The following is a 16,108-nucleotide window of genomic DNA, read 5'->3' as shown; positions in this document are numbered from 1 at the left end:
GTCAGCGCTGCACGAGGTCGGCGGGGTCGGTGTTGGCGCCGCACAGCACCACCGCGACGCGCTCGCCGTCGGCGGGGGTGTAGGCGCCGCCCATCAGGGCGGCCAGGGCGGTGGCGCCGGCGTGTTCGACGACGAGGCGGCGGTCGTCCCACAGGGCCCGGCGGGCGCGGACGATCTCGCTGTCCGGGACGAGGACGCACCGGACGCCGGGGTCGGCGGCGGCCTGCAGGGCGGCTTCGGAGACCCGGCGGGCGCCGAGGGCGTCGGCGGCGACGGAGTCGACGTCCACGTCGACGACGCGGCCGGCGCGCACGGCTGCGTGCAGGGCGCTGCTGTGCTCGGGCTCGACCGCGACGGTGCGGATGCCGTGCTCGCGGGCGGCGGTGGCCACGCCGGCGAACAGGCCCCCGCCGCCGACGGCGACGACCACGGTGTCCAGGCCGGGGATACGCTCGCGGATCTCCTCCAGGAGGGTGCCGGCGCCGGCGGCGATCAGCGGGTGGTCGTAGGCGTGGCTGGCCAGGGCTCCGGTGGTGGCGGCGAACTCCTCGCAGGCGGCCAGGGCCTCGGCGTACTGGCTGCCGACCAGGCGCACGTCGGCGCCGTAGCCGCGCAGTTTGGCGACCTTGACGTGGGGGGCGTTCTCCGGGAGGAAGACGGTGGCGGGCACGCCCTGGTGGCGGGCGGCCCAGGCGCAGGCCAGGCCGGCGTTGCCGCCGGAGGCGATGGTCACCCCGGCCGGGGGCAGGGTGCCGGCCTCGCGGTGGGCGGCGAGGAAGTTGTGGGCGCCGCGGGCCTTGAAGGAGCCGGTGTACTGCAGGTGTTCGAGGGCGAGTCGTACGTCGTCGTCCCCCTCGGCGACGGTGACCGGGCGGACGTGCCCGGCCACGCGGGAGGTGGCTGCGGTGACGTCGTCGTAGGTGAGGCGATACACGGGTGGACGGCTCCTAGCGCTGTGGCGGTCTGCCCTCCCAACGCCGTACTGCCGTCACCGGGTTCCCGGGGGAGCCATGCGCAACGGGGTGAGCTGTTCGATGTCGTAGCGCTTGCGCAGCTCGGCGACGGCCTCCTCGTCCACGGGGGGACCGGAGTTCAGGATCTCGAAGAGCTCGTCGAAGTAGCGCTCGTGGTCGGGCGGGGGTGCCGCCTGGAAGAACATGCGGGCGGGTTCGCCGGTGGGATTGGCGAAGGCGTGGGGGCAGCCCGGGGGGACGAGGATGACGGTCCCGGCCGTGGCGCGCACGCAGCGCTGCCCGGAGGCCGACTCCCAGGCGCGCCAGCTGTCGCGGGTGCGGATGCGCGGTTCGAAGGCGAGGACGTCCAGCTCGCCCTCCAGCACGTAGAACAGCTCCTCGCTGCGCGTGTGCAGGTGGGCGCCGACGTCGAAGCCCGGGGGGACGACGACCTCGAAGCTGGAGGCGGCTCTGGAGTGCTCGCCGGTGACCTTGAAGGTGACCTGTTGGGCGGGGGTGACCAGGGTGCGGCCCGATCCGGGGGGCACGACCAGGCCGTCGGGTGCGCTGAGGAGCGTCATGGTGCGGGGCCCTTTCCGGCGGGTGCTTCACCAGGCGACGGGCGGGTTCACCAGGCGACGGGCAGGTTCTCCGGGCCGCGGATCAGGGCGCGGCGCTGCCAGCGGACCTCCTCGGGCGGCACCGCGAGGCGCAGCCCGGGGAAGCGCCGCAGCAGGGTGGAGATGATGATCTCGGACTCCAGCCGGGCGAGCATCGACCCCAGGCAGAAGTGGGGTCCGTGGCCGAAGGACAGGTGGGGGTTGTTCTCCCGGTCGAAGTCGAGCTCGTGGGGGTGGTCGAAGACGGACGGGTCGCGGTTGGCCGTCAGGTACGAGGAGTGGACGACCTCGCCCTTGCGGATGAGGACCCCGCCGACCTCGACGTCCTCCATGGCGATGCGGCCCAGGCCCACGGCGTTGCGGTGCGGGACGAAGCGCAGCAGCTCTTCGAGGGCCTGCGGCAGCAGCCCGGGCTCGGCGCGCAGGCGGGCGAGCTGCTCGGGGTGGGTGAGCAGGGCGTAGACCATCTGGGCGCTGTTGTTGCGCACGGCGTGGGCGGCGCTGGCCTGGATGAGCAGGGCGACGGCGACGGCCTCGGCGAGGGTGACGTTGCCCTGGTCGACGGACTGGGCGAGCTCGCCTGCCAGGTCGTCCCGGGGCTCGGCGCGCCGGCTGTTGAGCAGGTCGGTGAGGTAGCCGGCCATGGCGTTCTTGGCGTGCTCGCTGGCCTCGCGGCCGTGGCCGGCGGAGAGCTGGATCTCCGTCCACTGCGCCATCTGCGGCCGGTCGGCCGGGGGCACGCCCATCAGGTCGCTGATGACGGCGAGCGGCAGCGGGCCGTGGAGGTGCTGCACCAGGTCGGCGGGCGGCCCCTCCTGCTCCATCTCGTCCAGGAGCTCGTCGGCGGCGCGCTGGGCGGCCGGGCGCAGCCGGGCGAGGCGGGGGGCGGTGAACGACCGGGCGACGGACTTGCGCAGCCGGGTGTGCTCGGGCGGGTCGGCGAAGCCCACGGCCTCGTCCAGCGGGATGAAGTGGGGGGCGAGGCGGGTGATGGGGCGGCCGAGGACGGCCTGCCGGCTGAAGCGCGGGTCGGAGGTGACGAACTTGACGTCCTCGTAGCGGGTGACGAACCAGGCGTGACCCTCGCCGTTGGGCAGCTTGATGCGCGAGACGGGCTCGTCGCGCAGGCACGCGTCCATGAAGGGGTCGAAGGCCAACCCGTCCAGGTCCGGTACATCCCAGAAACGTACGGGATGCTCTTCCGATACCGATTCGGTCGTCGTCATTGACAGCACACCCACCCGTGTATGTGAACACCTCGTGTGAACACCTCGGTCCGAGAGTCAAATTTGCCCCGATTCGGGGTGATGAGCAGCGCCACGCCCGGGAATTCACCCGTTCGGCGCAGCCGGGGGCACGGGGGCTCATCGATGGTGTGACGGACGGGCGTGGCGCCCCCGGCGGCGCGGGGCGCGGCAGCACGCTGTGGCGCGTGGACCTGCCCGTGAGACGGCTGTGCGCCGTGCTGCTGACGGCCTGCCTGGCCGGTGCGCTCCCCGGCCCGGCCGGCGCCCGGCCCCGGGACGGGCGCGCGGCGCGCCCCTCGCCGATCGTGGCCGCCGACCAGGCGACGCGCTCGGTGTACGTCCTGGACGCCGAGCGCACCCGGTGGGACGCCGACGACGCCGAGGACGGCCCCGACTCGGGTGTGCTGTGGTCGTGGACCGCGGACGGCCGCTCGGGCCTGGCCGACCTGGACCCCGCGACCACCTGGACGAACCCCAGCGAGGTGAAGTTCCGCACCCTGGACGGCAGGCGCTACCTGCTCGCCACGGCCTCGGGCGGCCTCGCGGCCGTGATCGGCTACCCCGGCCGCGGCGTGTACTGGGCGGCCGACACCGGCACCGGCAACGCGCACAGCATCGACCTGCTGCCGGACGGCAACGTCGCCGTCGCCGCCAGCACCGGCGGGTACGTGCGGCTGTACGCGGCCTCGGCCGGCTCGCGCGCCACCCGGCACGCCCAGGTGCAGCTGGCCGGGGCGCACGGGGTGCACTGGGACCCGCGGACCGGCCTGCTGTGGGCACTGGGCAGGCGCCAGCTGCTCGCCCTCGACGTCGACGGCCCGGCGGACGACCCGCAGCTCACCGTGGTGCGCCGGGTGACCCTGCCCAGCAGCGGCGGCCACGACCTGGCCCCGGTGCTGACCCGGCCCGGCCGGCTGTGGGTGACCACGGGGTCGGCGGTCTACCAGTACTCGACGACCGAGCGCGCCTTCGTCCCGTACGCGCAGCAGTCGCGGATCAGCGGGCCCGACGTCAAGAGCATCGGCGACGACCCGCGCACGGGCCGGGTGCTCGTCGCCCGGCCGGAGCGCGGCCACCCGTGCGAATGGTGCACCTCCACCCTCGTCCTGTACCGGCCCGACGGAACACGGACGCTGCTGCACGGCGGCATGTACAAGGCCCGCTGGTGGACAACGGCCCGAAGCGGGTGAGCCCCGTAGGGGCGCAGGACAGTACCGATCTACGGCTCCCGCCGCCCCGCACCACGCCGGGCAGCACGGCGCCCCATAGGGGCGCGGGGAACTGCGCGACAAGCCACGACGTGCCCGCAGATGGAGCGCTGTTGCCCGGGGCGGCCCCTCGGCTGCGGGCCGTCGGTGGTCGACCGCGCCCACGCGGCGGCAGCCGCAGATCGGCACTGCCCCGCGCCCCTGCGGGGCGCTACGGCACGCCCTGGAGGCGGGTGCGGACGTCGGCGGCGGCCTCGGCGCCGTCGGGCACGCGTTCCCACAGCGCGAGAAGGGCCGGGGCGAGCCGGTGGCCGCGCTCGCCGCTGTGCTGCCAGCAGTAGTGGGCCCGTTTGAGCGCGGCGAGCGCCTCGGTGTCCTCGGGTCCGCCGCGGTCGAGCCGCTGGGCGGCGGCGGACATCCACAGTTCGGCGGCGCGCGGATGGTCGCCCGCGAGCCGCGCGAGGTCGGCGCGCACCTCGATCCACAGCCCGGCCTCGGCGCTGTGCGGCCCGTGCCGGCGCAGCGTCAGCTGTTCCCAGGCGGCGGCCATGGCGGCCGCCTCGTTGTGCCGGCCCGCGTGCGCGGCGGCGAGGATGTCGGGCAGGGGTGCGGGACCGGGAGCCGCAACCTCCTGCCCGGCGGGCTGCGGTGGGGCGGGCTCGGTGGCGGCGAGGTGGTCGCGGGGCAGGTCGACGGCACGGACGCCGCCGTCCGCCGGAGCCACCGGAATAACGACCTCCACCGCGGGCGCCGCAGGGGGCGCCGCGCGGTTGGCCAGGAGGGGGCCCGTGGCGCCGGACTGCAGGGGCAGGGCGCCCTCCGGCAGGGGGGCGCCGGTCAGCGCCAATTGGTGCAGCAGGCCGGGGTCGAGGGTGGGCCCGGCCGTCGGGTGGCCGGCGGCCAGGGCGGCGAGGAAGGAGCGGGTGTAGGCGCTCGCCTCCGGGGCGGGCCCGGGCGGGCTCGGGGTGGCGATCCCGTACAGGGCCAGCCCGTCCGCGAGGCGGCCGTCGTGGGCCGCGGCGGCGACGTGCGGCCAGGTGTGGGCGTCGGCCTCGACGTCGAGCAGGAGGAGGGTCGGCCCCGGGTGTTCCCGCAGGGTGCGGGTGAGCCATTCCCAGGGCAGGCCGGTGTAGCGGACGGTGGCGGGGGTGGACTCGCGCAGCGCCAGGTGGAGTTGGGTGCTGCGCCGGGCGGGGACCATCAGGTGTCCGGTGACCCACACCAGGAGCGGCCCGGGGACGGTGGCCGCGTCCTGCAGGTAGGCCAGGACGCTCTGCGGCCCCGCCATGGCGGGGAGCTGCACCACGTCGGCGGAGGGGGCGGCGAGGAACTGGCGCGGTCGGGCACCGGCGACGGCGTGCGCCGTCGGGTTGGGCACGGCACCCCGCCGCCGGTCGGGGGTGCCGTCCAGCAACAGAACGCAACCGTGGGTCGGGTGGTCCAACGCGTCTTCCTTCCGGCCGTTTCGTCGAGCCCGTGACGCAACTGTAGGCGCCGGTGCGTCGGTGCCGGTAAGGAAGGGCGCAACGGGCCCGCCCGGGCCCGGCGTTACGCGGCGTTACGCCGGGGGCTTCTTGGGCTGCTGCTCCTTGCGCCCCTGGACGGCGGGTTCGTCGAGGGAGTTGCGGTCGACCGTGCGGCAGACCGGCACGCTGCCGGTGTTCTCCACGTACTTGGCCGCGACCCAGGTGTTGCGCTCGCGCAGCAGGTACCAGACGGGGTTGCCGGAGACGTCCTGGGCGCGCGCCTTGCACCGCAGGGGGATCTGGGTGCGGTACTTCAGCAGGCCCTTGGGCGCGGAGTCGGTGGTGGGGAAGACCCGCTCGACGACGCCCGTGGTGGCGACGACGGCGCCGTAGGGCCGGCTCGGCGGCGGGGCGGCGACGGGCTGGTCGGCGGAGTGGGCGGCAGGAGCGGCGGCCAGCAGGGTTCCCCCGAGGGCGGCGGCCGCGATCACACCGGCGGTGATCTTCCTGGTGCGGATCGCGAGTGTAGTGAACATGGGACTCCCTCGATGCGAAGTGGATCACGCATTGCCCAGGTTCCACAGGAAATGTCGCCATAAACACAAATCCGTCAGTCGTCCTCCTTCCTGGCCCGGCTGGGCTGGAGGCGTCCCGCAGGCGTCGTCCGACCGCCCGCCCTAGGGTGAAACCCATGGCAGAGGCACTGGAGCTGACCGTGGGCGGGCGGACGGTACGGCTGTCCAACCCGGACAAGGTCTACTTCCCCGAGCGCGGATTCACGAAGTACGACCTCGCCCGCTACTACTTGAGCGTCGGGGACGGCATCGTGCGCGCCCTCAGAAACCGGCCCACCACGCTGGAGCGCTATCCCGATGGCGTGACGGGCGAGTCGTTCTTCCAAAAACGAGCGCCCAAAAACCTCCCCGAGTGGATCCCGACCGGGCGCATCGCCTTTCCCAGCGGCCGGTACGCCGACGAGATCTGCCCCACCGAGCTGGCGGCCGTGCTGTGGACGGCGAACCTCGGCTGCCTGACGTTCCACCCCTGGCCGGTACGACGGTCGGACACCGAGCACCCCGACGAGCTCCGCATCGACCTCGATCCCCAGCCGGGCACGGACTACCCCGACGCCGTGCGCGCCGCCCTCGAACTGCAGGACGTCCTCGCAAGCCTGGGCCTCGTGGGCTGGCCCAAGACCTCGGGCGGGCGAGGGCTCCACGTCTTTGTTCCCATCGCGCCCCAGTGGACCTTCGTCCAGGTGCGGCGGGCGGCCATCGCAATCGCCCGGGAGCTGGAGCGGCGAGCACCCGAGCGGATCACCACGGCTTGGTGGAAGGAAGAACGCGGAAAAAAGATCTTTGTCGACTACAACCAGACCGCCCGCGACCGCACCATCGCGAGCGCCTACTCGGTACGTCCCCGGCCGCATGCCCCGGTCTCGGCGCCGTTGCGGTGGGACGAACTCACCACCGCAAGGCCCGAGGACTTCGACCTGACGACGATGCCGGCCCGCTTCGCCGAGCTCGGCGATCTCCACGCGGGCATGGACGAGCAGGCCTGCGACCTGGAGGCAGCCCTGGAGCTGGCCGCCCGCGACGAACGCGAACACGGCCTCGGGGATCTGCCGTACCCGCCAGAACACCCGAAGATGAAGGGCGAACCTAAACGGGTGCAACCCAGCAGGGCGAAGAAGTCGCCTGATACTCATGAGTGACAACTGAGGGATGGACCGGGGATCACCGATTCCGCCGCCCGAACCACCATCGTCGGCGCGCCTCGGGCTCCGCCGCTGCGGCAGCGGACTTGGCGGCGGCCAGCCAGGGCTGCGGATTTCTGATGCCGGGGAGGTCCGCGAGGTGGCGCTTCTTCGCCTGATTCGCCACGTCACGCAGGAGCCGCTGCTCATCCCGCAGCGCCGCCCGAAGAGCAGCTGGGGAATCGACGCCGACGGTGACAAGCAGGTGGAGCATGCGCACGTCATCGAGATCCGGATGCAGGTCGGCCAGGAGAGCGAGATCGCGGAATCGCTCGATGAGTCCTCTTGGGACGCCCAGGTCTTTGGCGAGATCGGAACGTTGGAGGTCGGTCTCCGTACGGCGCACGAGGTCATGCGCCGTGATGACGTTGGCCTTCATGAGCTGCAACTTGTGGCGGGCGAGGGTCGGTAGGTCCAGAAATTCCTCGGACGGACCATTAATCACTTTCCAGAAATTTTCATTGTCGTGTAGCGGCCAGAAGCACGGGTCGTTCCGGGCAGATTCTTTGTCATCATCGGCGACAAGAGCGAAGCGCAGGTCCTCGATCGCACCATCGTCATCCCGCAGCATGCAGTCCAGGCAGGCATGGTCGTATGTGAGCTTGGGTGAGGCCGGCGCGTCGCCGTGCGGATGAATCCATTTCGGGCAGTAATGCCCTTGGAGAACCTCAATACAGTGCTTGAGGTTCTCAGCAAGAGGAAGCATCCGATCAGCTTGGGAACGGATCTTCTCGTCCTTGTAGTTGGATCCACATAGCGACAGAAGCTCCTTGACAGAGGATTCCGCCGCTGTCAACGCATGCGAATCCTGCTTTCCACCCTCCAAATAGGAGTTGAGCCATTGAGTGGCACTGCTGTACAGGACTCGGATACTGAACGGCGCCCACCCTTCTCTTTCCCTCCCATGTTCACCTTGAGGGATCTTGCGGCGCAGACGGTCAATAAGCTCTGCATACTTTCCAGCGTCAGCATCTTTGTCGGCGCGATAGACGGCCGACAAATACTCGAAGCGGGCCAACAGATAGCCGGGATCCTCGTCCATTGCGCGACCCAGAAGTGGGATTTCGTCCCCCTTCCCGTCAATGAGGGATTTGCTCGTGGCGATGACCTGAAGCATGACGCTCTTCCAATTGCTGGCACCGCACAGCCCGTCCTTCAATTTGCGATGCCTGTCACTCATTTTCAGCAGGATGAACGCCGCGGCCCCTGTGAGCAACTGTGCCCTGGCACGCTCGCGGGCTGCAGTGGTCTCAAGCTCGCTAATGTTGTCCGTCATCTCACGAGCACTGCCTTGGGCGGACTTTTCCCGTTCCCTAAGAATGGTCGGGGCCGCCTGCAGGCCGAAGTCCAGCCTGCTCACGATGGTGCTGGCGGCATGACGACCGTTCCGAGACAGGGCGACCGCAACCCGGTCGTAGTCCACGAGCGCGACGCGGGCGCGCCAGGTCAGGTCCGGCCTAAGGTCGAAAAACAGACGTGAGAGCGCACTCGCGAACTTGCCTGCCGGCAGCGCACTCAGGTCCTCACTGGCGATTTGGCTCAGCCGTAGGGGCGACAAGGGGGTAGCGGCCTGGAGGCGTTGCTGTGGCGTCTCCTCCCCCAGGTTTTGCATTCGGGCAAGCAAATAATCGGTTGCCGCCGCGTCCACGGTGCCGTCGGGCCTCTGCGCCTCCACCTGAAGGCTCGGCTTCTGACCCCATGCGGCGGCCGCCACCATAATTCCGGAGATCGTGATGGCTCCGTAGGTCAGGCCCAAGTGAGGGACGTCGTCCTCGAAAACCCTGGAACCCAGAAACCTCGTGAGCAATGCAAGTACTACAAGCACACCGAGAAGGAGCCGCCAGTCGCGCCAGATGTTTTCCCACAGAAATCGCATCCTGCCTGATGTACGCCATTCCTCCTCCCTGAACTGCCTGGACGCCGTCAAGACGAGCACAAGGATGACGAGGGGAATCAGCACGACCGCGCACACCGAGGCCTTGTATAGAAATTCACCGCGCTTGAACGGATGGAACGGCTGAAACATCGCGTAGGCGGGAAACATCACCGCAACCCCAAGAAGGATTGGGTAGGCAATGCACCACTTGGCGACCCCTCTCTGTCCATCCGGCCAAGCGACAGCGTCAACCTTCACCACAAGGCGCGCCATGAGGCCACTGAGCACGATGAGAACGGCCAACGCGGCCAGAACGGCCAACAGAAGTTGACTAATCGCGGGGACCCAGTCCTCGTAGAAGCGCTCCCACCTCGATGATTCCACAGCCATCGCACGGGCCTTGCGCTTCTCCACCTCAGCCATACCCGCCGCCGCTGCGGAATTCTCCGCATCAACGCAGAGAGCATGGTGAAAGCTGTCCCTCGCCTTGTCGAAAGCCCCTGCCCGAAGAAACTCCCGTCCTTCGGTCACCGCCTTCGCGGCCTCACGGCGGCGCTTGGCAAGTTCCTTAAGTCCATCGATCGCGCAATTTTGGGACCCGTCAGTAACGACCGATTCGTACAGCTCCTCTGCCCTGCGCAGGGATCCGGCCTGCATGTGCCCCCGTGCCGTCGCGCACACCTCGGTGGGGTCCTGCCGTGCCGCGGCCGCAGCCCCGGCCGTACCCGCAGGCGCGATGACCGCCGCAGCGACCAGCGCAACGCTCGCCGCTCCACGTCCGACGCGATCCCACATGAACGGGTGTCCCTGCCTCAGAGGCGGTATCCCCCTCACTACGCGTTCGAGCGTAAGCCGACCCGCCGAACGGGGCGCCCGGGCGGACCGCCGCGCAGGGCCGTACGGGGCAATGAACCCGCCAGCGGGCGGCGCCTGTCGGCGGGCGGGGGGCCGGGCGGCCCCGCACAATCGGGGATCATGGACCTTCCGGTGATGCCCCCGGTCGAGCCGATGCTCGCCAAGCTCGCCCCCGAGATCCCGCCGGGGATGAGCTACGAGGCCAAGTGGGACGGCTTCCGCTCGATCGTCTTCCGGGACGGCGCGGAGCTGGAACTGGGCAGCCGCACGGGCAGGCCGCTGACCCGCTACTTCCCCGAGCTCGTGGCCGCGCTGTGCGAACAGCTGCCGCAGCGCTGCGTGGTGGACGGGGAGATCGTCGTCGCCCGGGAGGGCCGGCTGGACTTCGACGCGCTGCTGGAGCGCATCCATCCCGCCGCCTCGCGGGTGCGCCACCTTGCGGAGGTGACGCCGGCCTCCTTCGTCGCCTTCGACCTGCTGGCGCTCGGCGACGCCTCGTTGATGCAGGAGCCGCAGCGCCGGCGCCGCGAGGAGCTGATGGGGGCGCTGGGCGGGGCGCACGCGCCGCTGTTCGTGGCGCCCGCGACCGGTGACCTGGCGGTGGCGCAGGGCTGGTTCGAGCAGTTCGAGGGCGCGGGCCTGGACGGGGTGGTGGCCAAGCCGCCGGAGCTGCCGTACCTGCCGGGCCGGCGGGTGATGGTGAAGGTCAAGCACGAGCGCACGGCCGACTGCGTCGTCGCCGGCCTGCGGCACCACAAGAGCGGGCCGGTGGTGGGCTCGCTGCTGCTGGGGCTGTACGACGACGCCGGGCGGCTGCAGCACGTGGGGGTGTGCGCGTCCTTCCCCATGGCCCGGCGCCGGCAGTTGATGACGGAGCTGGAGCCGCTGGTCGTGCCGGACGCGGCGGGGCACCCGTGGCAGGAGTGGGCGAGCGCCGAGGCCCAGGCCGCCGGCCGGCTGCCGGGCGGGCCGAGCCGCTGGACGGGCACGAAGGACCTGTCGTGGATCCCGCTGCGCCCGGAGCGGGTGGTGGAGGTCGCGTACGACCACATGCAGGGGGACCGGTTCCGGCACACCGCCCAGTTCCGCCGCTGGCGCCCGGACCGGGACCCGGGCAGCTGCACGTACGCCCAGTTGGAGGAGCCGGTGCGCTACGACCTGGCCGAGGTGCTGGGCGGGGCGTGAAGACACGCCCGGCACCGGGCGGGGGAAATCCCGGCCCGACGGGGCGGCATATCTCACGCTGGTACGACCATCGCACTCCAGCGGGAGGTGGCGTCCATGAGCCGGATCCGTTCCCTCCGCCCGGGCGCCGCGGCCCGGCGCGGCGCGGCCGTCCTCGTCTGCGCGGGCTGCGCCTGGTGGCCGGCGGCCGTCCCGGCCGTGGCCGGCGACCCCGGCGGGGGCGGCGACTCGCCCTTCTGGGTCGAGCCCGACGCCCGGGCGGCCCGGCAGGCGCGGGCCTGGCAGGAGCGGGGGCGGGAGGCGGACGCCGAGGCGGTGCGGCGCATCGCCGAGCAGCCGACGGCGGTGTGGATGACGGGCGACGACCCCAGGGAGCAGGTGGCCCGCGTCACCGAGGAGGCCGAACGCGCCTCGCGCATCCCGCTGCTCGTGGCCTACAACGTGCCGCACCGCGACTGCGGCCAGTACTCCTCCGGCGGGGCGCCGACCGCCGAGGCGTACCGGGCCTGGGTCGCCCGGGCCGCCGAGGGCATCGGCGAGCGGCGGGCGTGGGTGGTGCTGGAGCCGGACGCGGTCGCCCAGTGGGCGTCGGGCTGCCTGCCCCGCGAGGCGGCGCAGGAGCGGCTGGGCCTGCTGGCCGAGGCGGTCGCGGCGTTCAAGGCCCGGCCGGGGACGTCGGTGTACGTGGATGCGGGCAACGCGGGCTGGATCAGCGACCAGCAGCTGCTGGCCGACGCCTTGCGCAAGGCGGGGGTGGAGCGGGCCGACGGCTTCGCGCTGAACGTCTCGAACTTCCACACCACGCCCGTCACCCGCGCCTACGGCGAGCAGCTCTCGCAGCGCCTGGGCGGTGCGCACTACATCATCGACACCAGCCGCAACGGCAACGGTCCGCTGCCGGCGGGGTCCGGGGAGGGCGGGGCCGAGTCGTGGTGCAACCCGCCGGGCCGGGCGCTGGGGGCCGCGCCGACCACGCACACGGGCGACCCCAAGGTGGACGCCTTCGTGTGGGTCAAGCGGCCCGGCGAGTCGGACGGCGCGTGCCGCGGGGCCCCGGCGGCGGGGCACTGGTGGGCGGAGTACGCACTGGGCCTGGTGACGGCGCGCGGCCGGCAGCCGCTGCTGCAGCCGTAGCCGCCGGGGCGGCCATCACCGTACGTGCACCCAGGCCGCCTTGGACGGGGTGCCGGCGCGGTCGGTGAGGAAGAGCATGTACCAGCCGGCCGGGACGAGCGCGGGGTCCTCGGGGATCGTCACCTTCAGGGTGCCCTCGCCGGCCGCCAGGGGCAGGGCGACGGAGCGTTGCTCGACGTCGGTGGCGTGGGTGACGGCGCTCGGGCGCATCAGCCGGGCGGCGACGGCCCGGCGGGCGTCGGCCCCGGGCAGGGCGAGGGTCCGGCCGTGCCCGGTCTCCAGGGGCCCGGTGCGCAGGGTGGGGCGCCCGTCGCGGTAGAGGTAGGGCGGGGTGTAGACCTCGATGCGCTGTTCGAAGGTGCCCATGACGGTGTCGTCCTTGTCGGCGAACAGCGGGTTGGAGCCGAAGACGGCGATCCGTCCGTCGGGCAGCAGCAGCGCCTCGGCGTGGTAGTCGCGTCCGACGGTGGGCGCGGCGGCCGGGCGGAAGCTGCGGGTGCGCGGCTCGTAGAACTGGGCGCGCAGGATGTCGGAGCCGCGCTTGCCGCGGTAGTCGCCGGATCCGCCGGTGGTGAAGACCCGGTCGTCGGGGGTGAGGACGGCGTTGAGGTAGCGGGTGCCCTGGGGCAGGTCGGGGCCGGGGGTGTAGCGGGGGGCGTCGGCGCTGAGGTCGGCGACGGCGGTGCGCCGGGTGGACGCGTGGGACTCCCCCACCCCGCCGCCGCCGAGGATCATCACCTTGCGGTCCTGGGCGGGGGGCAGCAGCACGGAGGCGGAGGTCTCGGTCATGTCCGCGTCCTCCAGGCCGGGGACGGGCAGGAAGGTGTTGGTCTCCAGGTCCCACACGCCGGGGGTGCGGCCCTTGTCGGCGGGCCCGTAGCCGGCGTTGGAGCCGGAGTAGAACAACTGCCCGGCGCCGGTGAGGAAGAGGGCGGGGTAGGTGGGGAAGTACCGGTCGGGGCCCGGTGACCAGCTGTGGCTCTCCGGGTCGTAGATCTCGTTCTTGCCGGGGATGATCTCGCCCATGTCGTCCAGGCCGGAGACGGTCAGGACGCGGCCGTCCTCCAGGGTGACGAGCGTGGGGTACCACCGGGCCTCGGCCATGGGGTCGACGGGCACGTAGCGCTCGGCCACGGGGTCGAACTCGTAGGCTTCGCGCAGTCCCTGGAAGTCCTTCTTGTCCAGTCCCAGTTTGGCCGCGAGCCCGTAGACGTCCTGGGCGGCGCGGCCGGCCAGGCCCTTGACGCGGTACTGGTCGGCGGTGTGGGTGATGCCTCTCTCGCCCTCGGTGACGGCCTCGACGTAGACGCGGGCCTGGGCGGCGGTGACGGTCACCTGCTCGCCCTTGACCGTCTTCTTCGCGCGCGGCACCAGGACGGGGAACTGGGAGCGGTACTGCTTGCCGGTCGAGCCGACGAAGACGGTGCCGGCGGGCAGGGTGCGGGGGGCGTCGGGGTTCTCGTTCTTGACGAGCATCGCGCCGCCGGCCCGCTTGACGTCGCCGGTGAGCTTCTCGTAGCGGGCGGTGCCGCCGGCGACGAGCAGGCGGCCGTCGGGCAGCTGGGCGTGGCCGGCGCAGAACATGTCCTTGGGGGTGCGCACGTTGGTGAAGGTGTTGCGCACCGGGTCCCACAGGACGCTGCGGAAGGTGCCGGCGCGGAAGTTCTTCTCGTCGTTGCCGGAGCCGGCGATCAGCAGCACCTTGCCGGTGCGCAGCAGGGCGGCGTGGATGGCGTTGATGCGGAAGCCGCCGGGGACGTCGACGAGGTCCCAGTGTCCGTAGCGGGCCTTGTAGGAGGGCTGGTTGATGGTGTACTCGTGCCAGGCGCGCTCGGCGAAGCCGGCGGCCGCGGGGCCGTTGGCGGCGAGGAGCACCAGCACGCCGGTGGTGGCCAGCAGGGCCTTGCGCGTCCTGCGGTCGCGGAGTCTTGCCTTCACGTCCACTCATCCCACCTCCTTCGCGACGTCCGTCCGTTCCTGCCGCCGTCCGGCCTGCCACACCAGGTAGGGGCCGAGCGCGGTGAGCAGGGCCAGCAGGGCCCACAGGCGCATGGCGGAGTGGGCGTGGCCCAGCGGCCAGGAGACGACCAGGGCCGCGAGGAAGAGGGCCGCCCAGGCCAGGTGGGTGCGGAAGGTGGCCGGGCGGTCGGGGCTGGCGGACTCCCCCTTGGGGGTGACCACGAAGCGGGAGCGGCGGCGCAGCAGCGCCTGGGCGAGCGACTGGGCGTACACCGGTGCGGCGAGGGCGGACATCAGCATGCCCGCGGCGCCGGAGGAGCCGGCCGGTTCGTGGGGGCTGACGTTGTGGCGCCGGTTCCACAGGTACAGGCCCACCTGCAGGGCGGCGGCGTCGCAGTAGAGCATCAGCCACAGGGAGGACTCCACGGTGATGCCGGAGGCGCCCAGGACGAGGAAGAGGACGCAGCTGAGGGCGCCCAGCATCCAGGTGACGGCCGCCATGGGGTAGTAGGCGACCATGAAGGCGTAGTTGAGCAGCCGGCCGGGCGACAGCTGCCACATGGCCTTCCAGAACTGGTGCATCAGGGTCTCGTAGGTGCCGCGCGACCAGCGCAGTTGCTGGCTGAAGAAGTCGGTCCAGGTGGAGGGGCCCTCGCCGACGGCCAGCACGTCGGGGGTGTAGACCGACTTCCAGCGGCGGCCGGTGGCGGGGTTGCGGCGGCGGTGGATCTCCAGGCCGGTGGCCATGTCCTCGGTGATGGAGTCGTACAGCCCGCCGATCTGGCGCAGGACGTCGATGCGTACGCAGTTGCTGGTGCCGACGAACATGGGCGAGCCGTAGGCGTTGCCCGCCCGTTGGATGAGGGCGTGGAAGAGGAATTGCTGGCTCTCGGCGGATTTGGTGACGGCGGTGGTGTAGTTGCCGTAGACCTGGGGGCCGACGACGAAGGCCACGTCGGGGTCGCGGAAGTAGCCCATCATGCGTTCGAGGAAGTTGGGCAGCGGCACATGGTCGGTGTCGACGCAGGCCATGAACGCGTAGTCGTCGCCGTGCGCGTCGAGCCAGGCGTTGTAGTTCCCGTGCTTGGTGCGGGCGCGGTAGGCGCCGGAGGGCTGGTTCCAGCGCTCGACGCCCTTGCGGGAGAAGTGCCGTACGCCCAGGCGTTCGCACAGCCGCCGGGCGGCGGGGTCGTCGCCCTCGTCCAGCAGCCACACGTCCAGTGGCCCGTCGTGGTGGATGCGCACCGCTCCCTCCAGCGTGGCGCGCAGCATGGACATGGGTTCCTTGCCGGGCACGAAGGTGGTCAGGAAGGCGACCCGCGTGCCGGGTTGGGGGCGTACGGGGACGGGGTCGCGGGCCACCCAGGTGGCGTGCGCGTTGGAGGCGACGTTGACGGTGCGGAAGAGCTCGATCAGGGCGACGGAGGCGAGCATGAGCCGGTCGCAGCAGTGTTCCCAGTCGCTGACGTAGGGCCGCTCCAGCCAGTGGCCGGGGGAGATCAGCCACAGCAGCAGGGTGAGGGAGACCAGGGGGGCGGCCGCCACCAGCAGCCGTACGCCGATCCCGCGGCCGGGGCCGTGGTCGAGCAGCCGCCGGTAGCGCACGCGGTAGCCCTCGGCGGGGGGTTCGGTCAGCTCTCCGGCCAGCCGGCTGAAGCGGGGATAGTCGTAGTCGGGGGCGGCGGCGTCCTGCGGCGGCTCCCCGGGCCGGTGGGTTCCGCGGTCCTGGCGGGCCCTTCCCGGGGGCACCTTCGTGAGCCGGGCCGAACTCGCCGGACGGGCCGGAACAGCCACCACACACCCCCGGTCGTTGAAGGACGGGCCTTGAATCGACACCGATGGGAACAAG

General features: G+C 71.8%; 12 protein-coding genes. 4 read left to right on the top strand and 8 right to left on the bottom strand.

Going from position 1 to position 16,108, the window contains the following annotated elements; translation table 11 throughout:
* Position 1 precedes the first annotated feature (1 nt).
* Genes AC27L3_RS01420 through AC27L3_RS01410 form a run of 3 tightly spaced genes read right to left on the bottom strand, consistent with a single transcriptional unit; the run spans position 2 to position 2,799 of the window.
* On the bottom strand, positions 2–934 hold the full coding sequence (locus AC27L3_RS01420; RefSeq protein WP_487232100.1) for a serine/threonine dehydratase: 933 nt from the start codon (positions 932–934) through the stop codon (positions 2–4).
* Positions 935–988: 54 nt separating this feature from the next.
* Positions 989–1,534, bottom strand: coding sequence for a cupin domain-containing protein (locus AC27L3_RS01415; protein ID WP_344433566.1), 546 nt, complete (start codon positions 1,532–1,534; stop codon positions 989–991).
* Positions 1,535–1,581: 47 nt separating this feature from the next.
* Positions 1,582–2,799, bottom strand: coding sequence for a cytochrome P450 (locus AC27L3_RS01410; RefSeq protein WP_487232099.1), 1,218 nt, complete (start codon positions 2,797–2,799; stop codon positions 1,582–1,584).
* Between the two features lie 206 nt (positions 2,800–3,005).
* Here AC27L3_RS01410 and AC27L3_RS01405 point away from each other — a divergent pair, with 206 nt between their 5' ends.
* Positions 3,006–4,010, top strand: coding sequence for a DUF6528 family protein (locus tag AC27L3_RS01405; protein WP_487232098.1), 1,005 nt, complete (start codon positions 3,006–3,008; stop codon positions 4,008–4,010).
* A gap of 229 nt (positions 4,011–4,239) precedes the next feature.
* Here the strand turns inward: AC27L3_RS01405 and AC27L3_RS01400 are convergent, their stop codons facing one another.
* On the bottom strand, positions 4,240–5,472 hold the full coding sequence (locus AC27L3_RS01400; protein ID WP_487232097.1) for a hypothetical protein: 1,233 nt from the start codon (positions 5,470–5,472) through the stop codon (positions 4,240–4,242).
* Positions 5,473–5,586: 114 nt separating this feature from the next.
* Positions 5,587–6,030 carry an SH3 domain-containing protein gene (locus AC27L3_RS01395; protein ID WP_487232096.1) on the bottom strand — a complete coding sequence of 148 codons (444 nt, stop codon included), beginning with the start codon at positions 6,028–6,030 and terminating at the stop codon, positions 5,587–5,589.
* Positions 6,031–6,185: 155 nt separating this feature from the next.
* Here AC27L3_RS01395 and ligD point away from each other — a divergent pair, with 155 nt between their 5' ends.
* Complete coding sequence (gene ligD / locus AC27L3_RS01390; protein ID WP_487232095.1) at positions 6,186–7,208, top strand: non-homologous end-joining DNA ligase; 1,023 nt, start codon at positions 6,186–6,188, stop codon at positions 7,206–7,208.
* 22 nt (positions 7,209–7,230) lie between these two features.
* Here the strand turns inward: ligD and AC27L3_RS01385 are convergent, their stop codons facing one another.
* Positions 7,231–9,921: a DUF4332 domain-containing protein gene (locus AC27L3_RS01385; protein WP_487232094.1), complete on the bottom strand. Its 2,691-nt coding sequence runs from the start codon at positions 9,919–9,921 to the stop codon at positions 7,231–7,233.
* 180 nt (positions 9,922–10,101) lie between these two features.
* Here AC27L3_RS01385 and AC27L3_RS01380 point away from each other — a divergent pair, with 180 nt between their 5' ends.
* Entirely contained in the window at positions 10,102–11,166 is a 1,065-nt protein-coding gene (locus AC27L3_RS01380; protein ID WP_487232093.1) for an ATP-dependent DNA ligase, read from the top strand.
* A gap of 96 nt (positions 11,167–11,262) precedes the next feature.
* Positions 11,263–12,300, top strand: coding sequence for a glycoside hydrolase family 6 protein (locus tag AC27L3_RS01375; RefSeq protein WP_487232092.1), 1,038 nt, complete (start codon positions 11,263–11,265; stop codon positions 12,298–12,300).
* A 15-nt stretch (positions 12,301–12,315) separates the two neighbouring features.
* Here the strand turns inward: AC27L3_RS01375 and glxA are convergent, their stop codons facing one another.
* Together glxA and AC27L3_RS01365 are read right to left on the bottom strand one after the other, a co-directional pair.
* Positions 12,316–14,238 (bottom strand): radical copper oxidase GlxA, encoded by a 1,923-nt coding sequence (gene glxA / locus AC27L3_RS01370; protein ID WP_487232091.1) that lies wholly within the window; start codon positions 14,236–14,238, stop codon positions 12,316–12,318.
* A 6-nt stretch (positions 14,239–14,244) separates the two neighbouring features.
* Complete coding sequence (locus tag AC27L3_RS01365) at positions 14,245–16,008, bottom strand: glycosyltransferase family 2 protein (protein WP_487232090.1); 1,764 nt, start codon at positions 16,006–16,008, stop codon at positions 14,245–14,247.
* Positions 16,009–16,108 lie beyond the last annotated feature (100 nt).

This window comes from Streptomyces sp. PKA51, from assembly GCF_057552455.1.
This window is presented reverse-complemented; position numbering and strand designations above follow the sequence as displayed.

Coding starts and splice junctions, on each gene's coding strand:
- AC27L3_RS01415 (WP_344433566.1), bottom strand. CDS start 1,534: ATGACGCTCCTCAGCGCACCCGACGGCCTGGTCGTGCCCCCCGGATCG.
- AC27L3_RS01410 (WP_487232099.1), bottom strand. CDS start 2,799: ATGACGACGACCGAATCGGTATCGGAAGAGCATCCCGTACGTTTCTGG.
- AC27L3_RS01395 (WP_487232096.1), bottom strand. CDS start 6,030: ATGTTCACTACACTCGCGATCCGCACCAGGAAGATCACCGCCGGTGTG.
- ligD (WP_487232095.1), top strand. CDS start 6,186: ATGGCAGAGGCACTGGAGCTGACCGTGGGCGGGCGGACGGTACGGCTG.
- AC27L3_RS01385 (WP_487232094.1), bottom strand. CDS start 9,921: ATGTGGGATCGCGTCGGACGTGGAGCGGCGAGCGTTGCGCTGGTCGCT.
- AC27L3_RS01380 (WP_487232093.1), top strand. CDS start 10,102: ATGGACCTTCCGGTGATGCCCCCGGTCGAGCCGATGCTCGCCAAGCTC.
- AC27L3_RS01375 (WP_487232092.1), top strand. CDS start 11,263: ATGAGCCGGATCCGTTCCCTCCGCCCGGGCGCCGCGGCCCGGCGCGGC.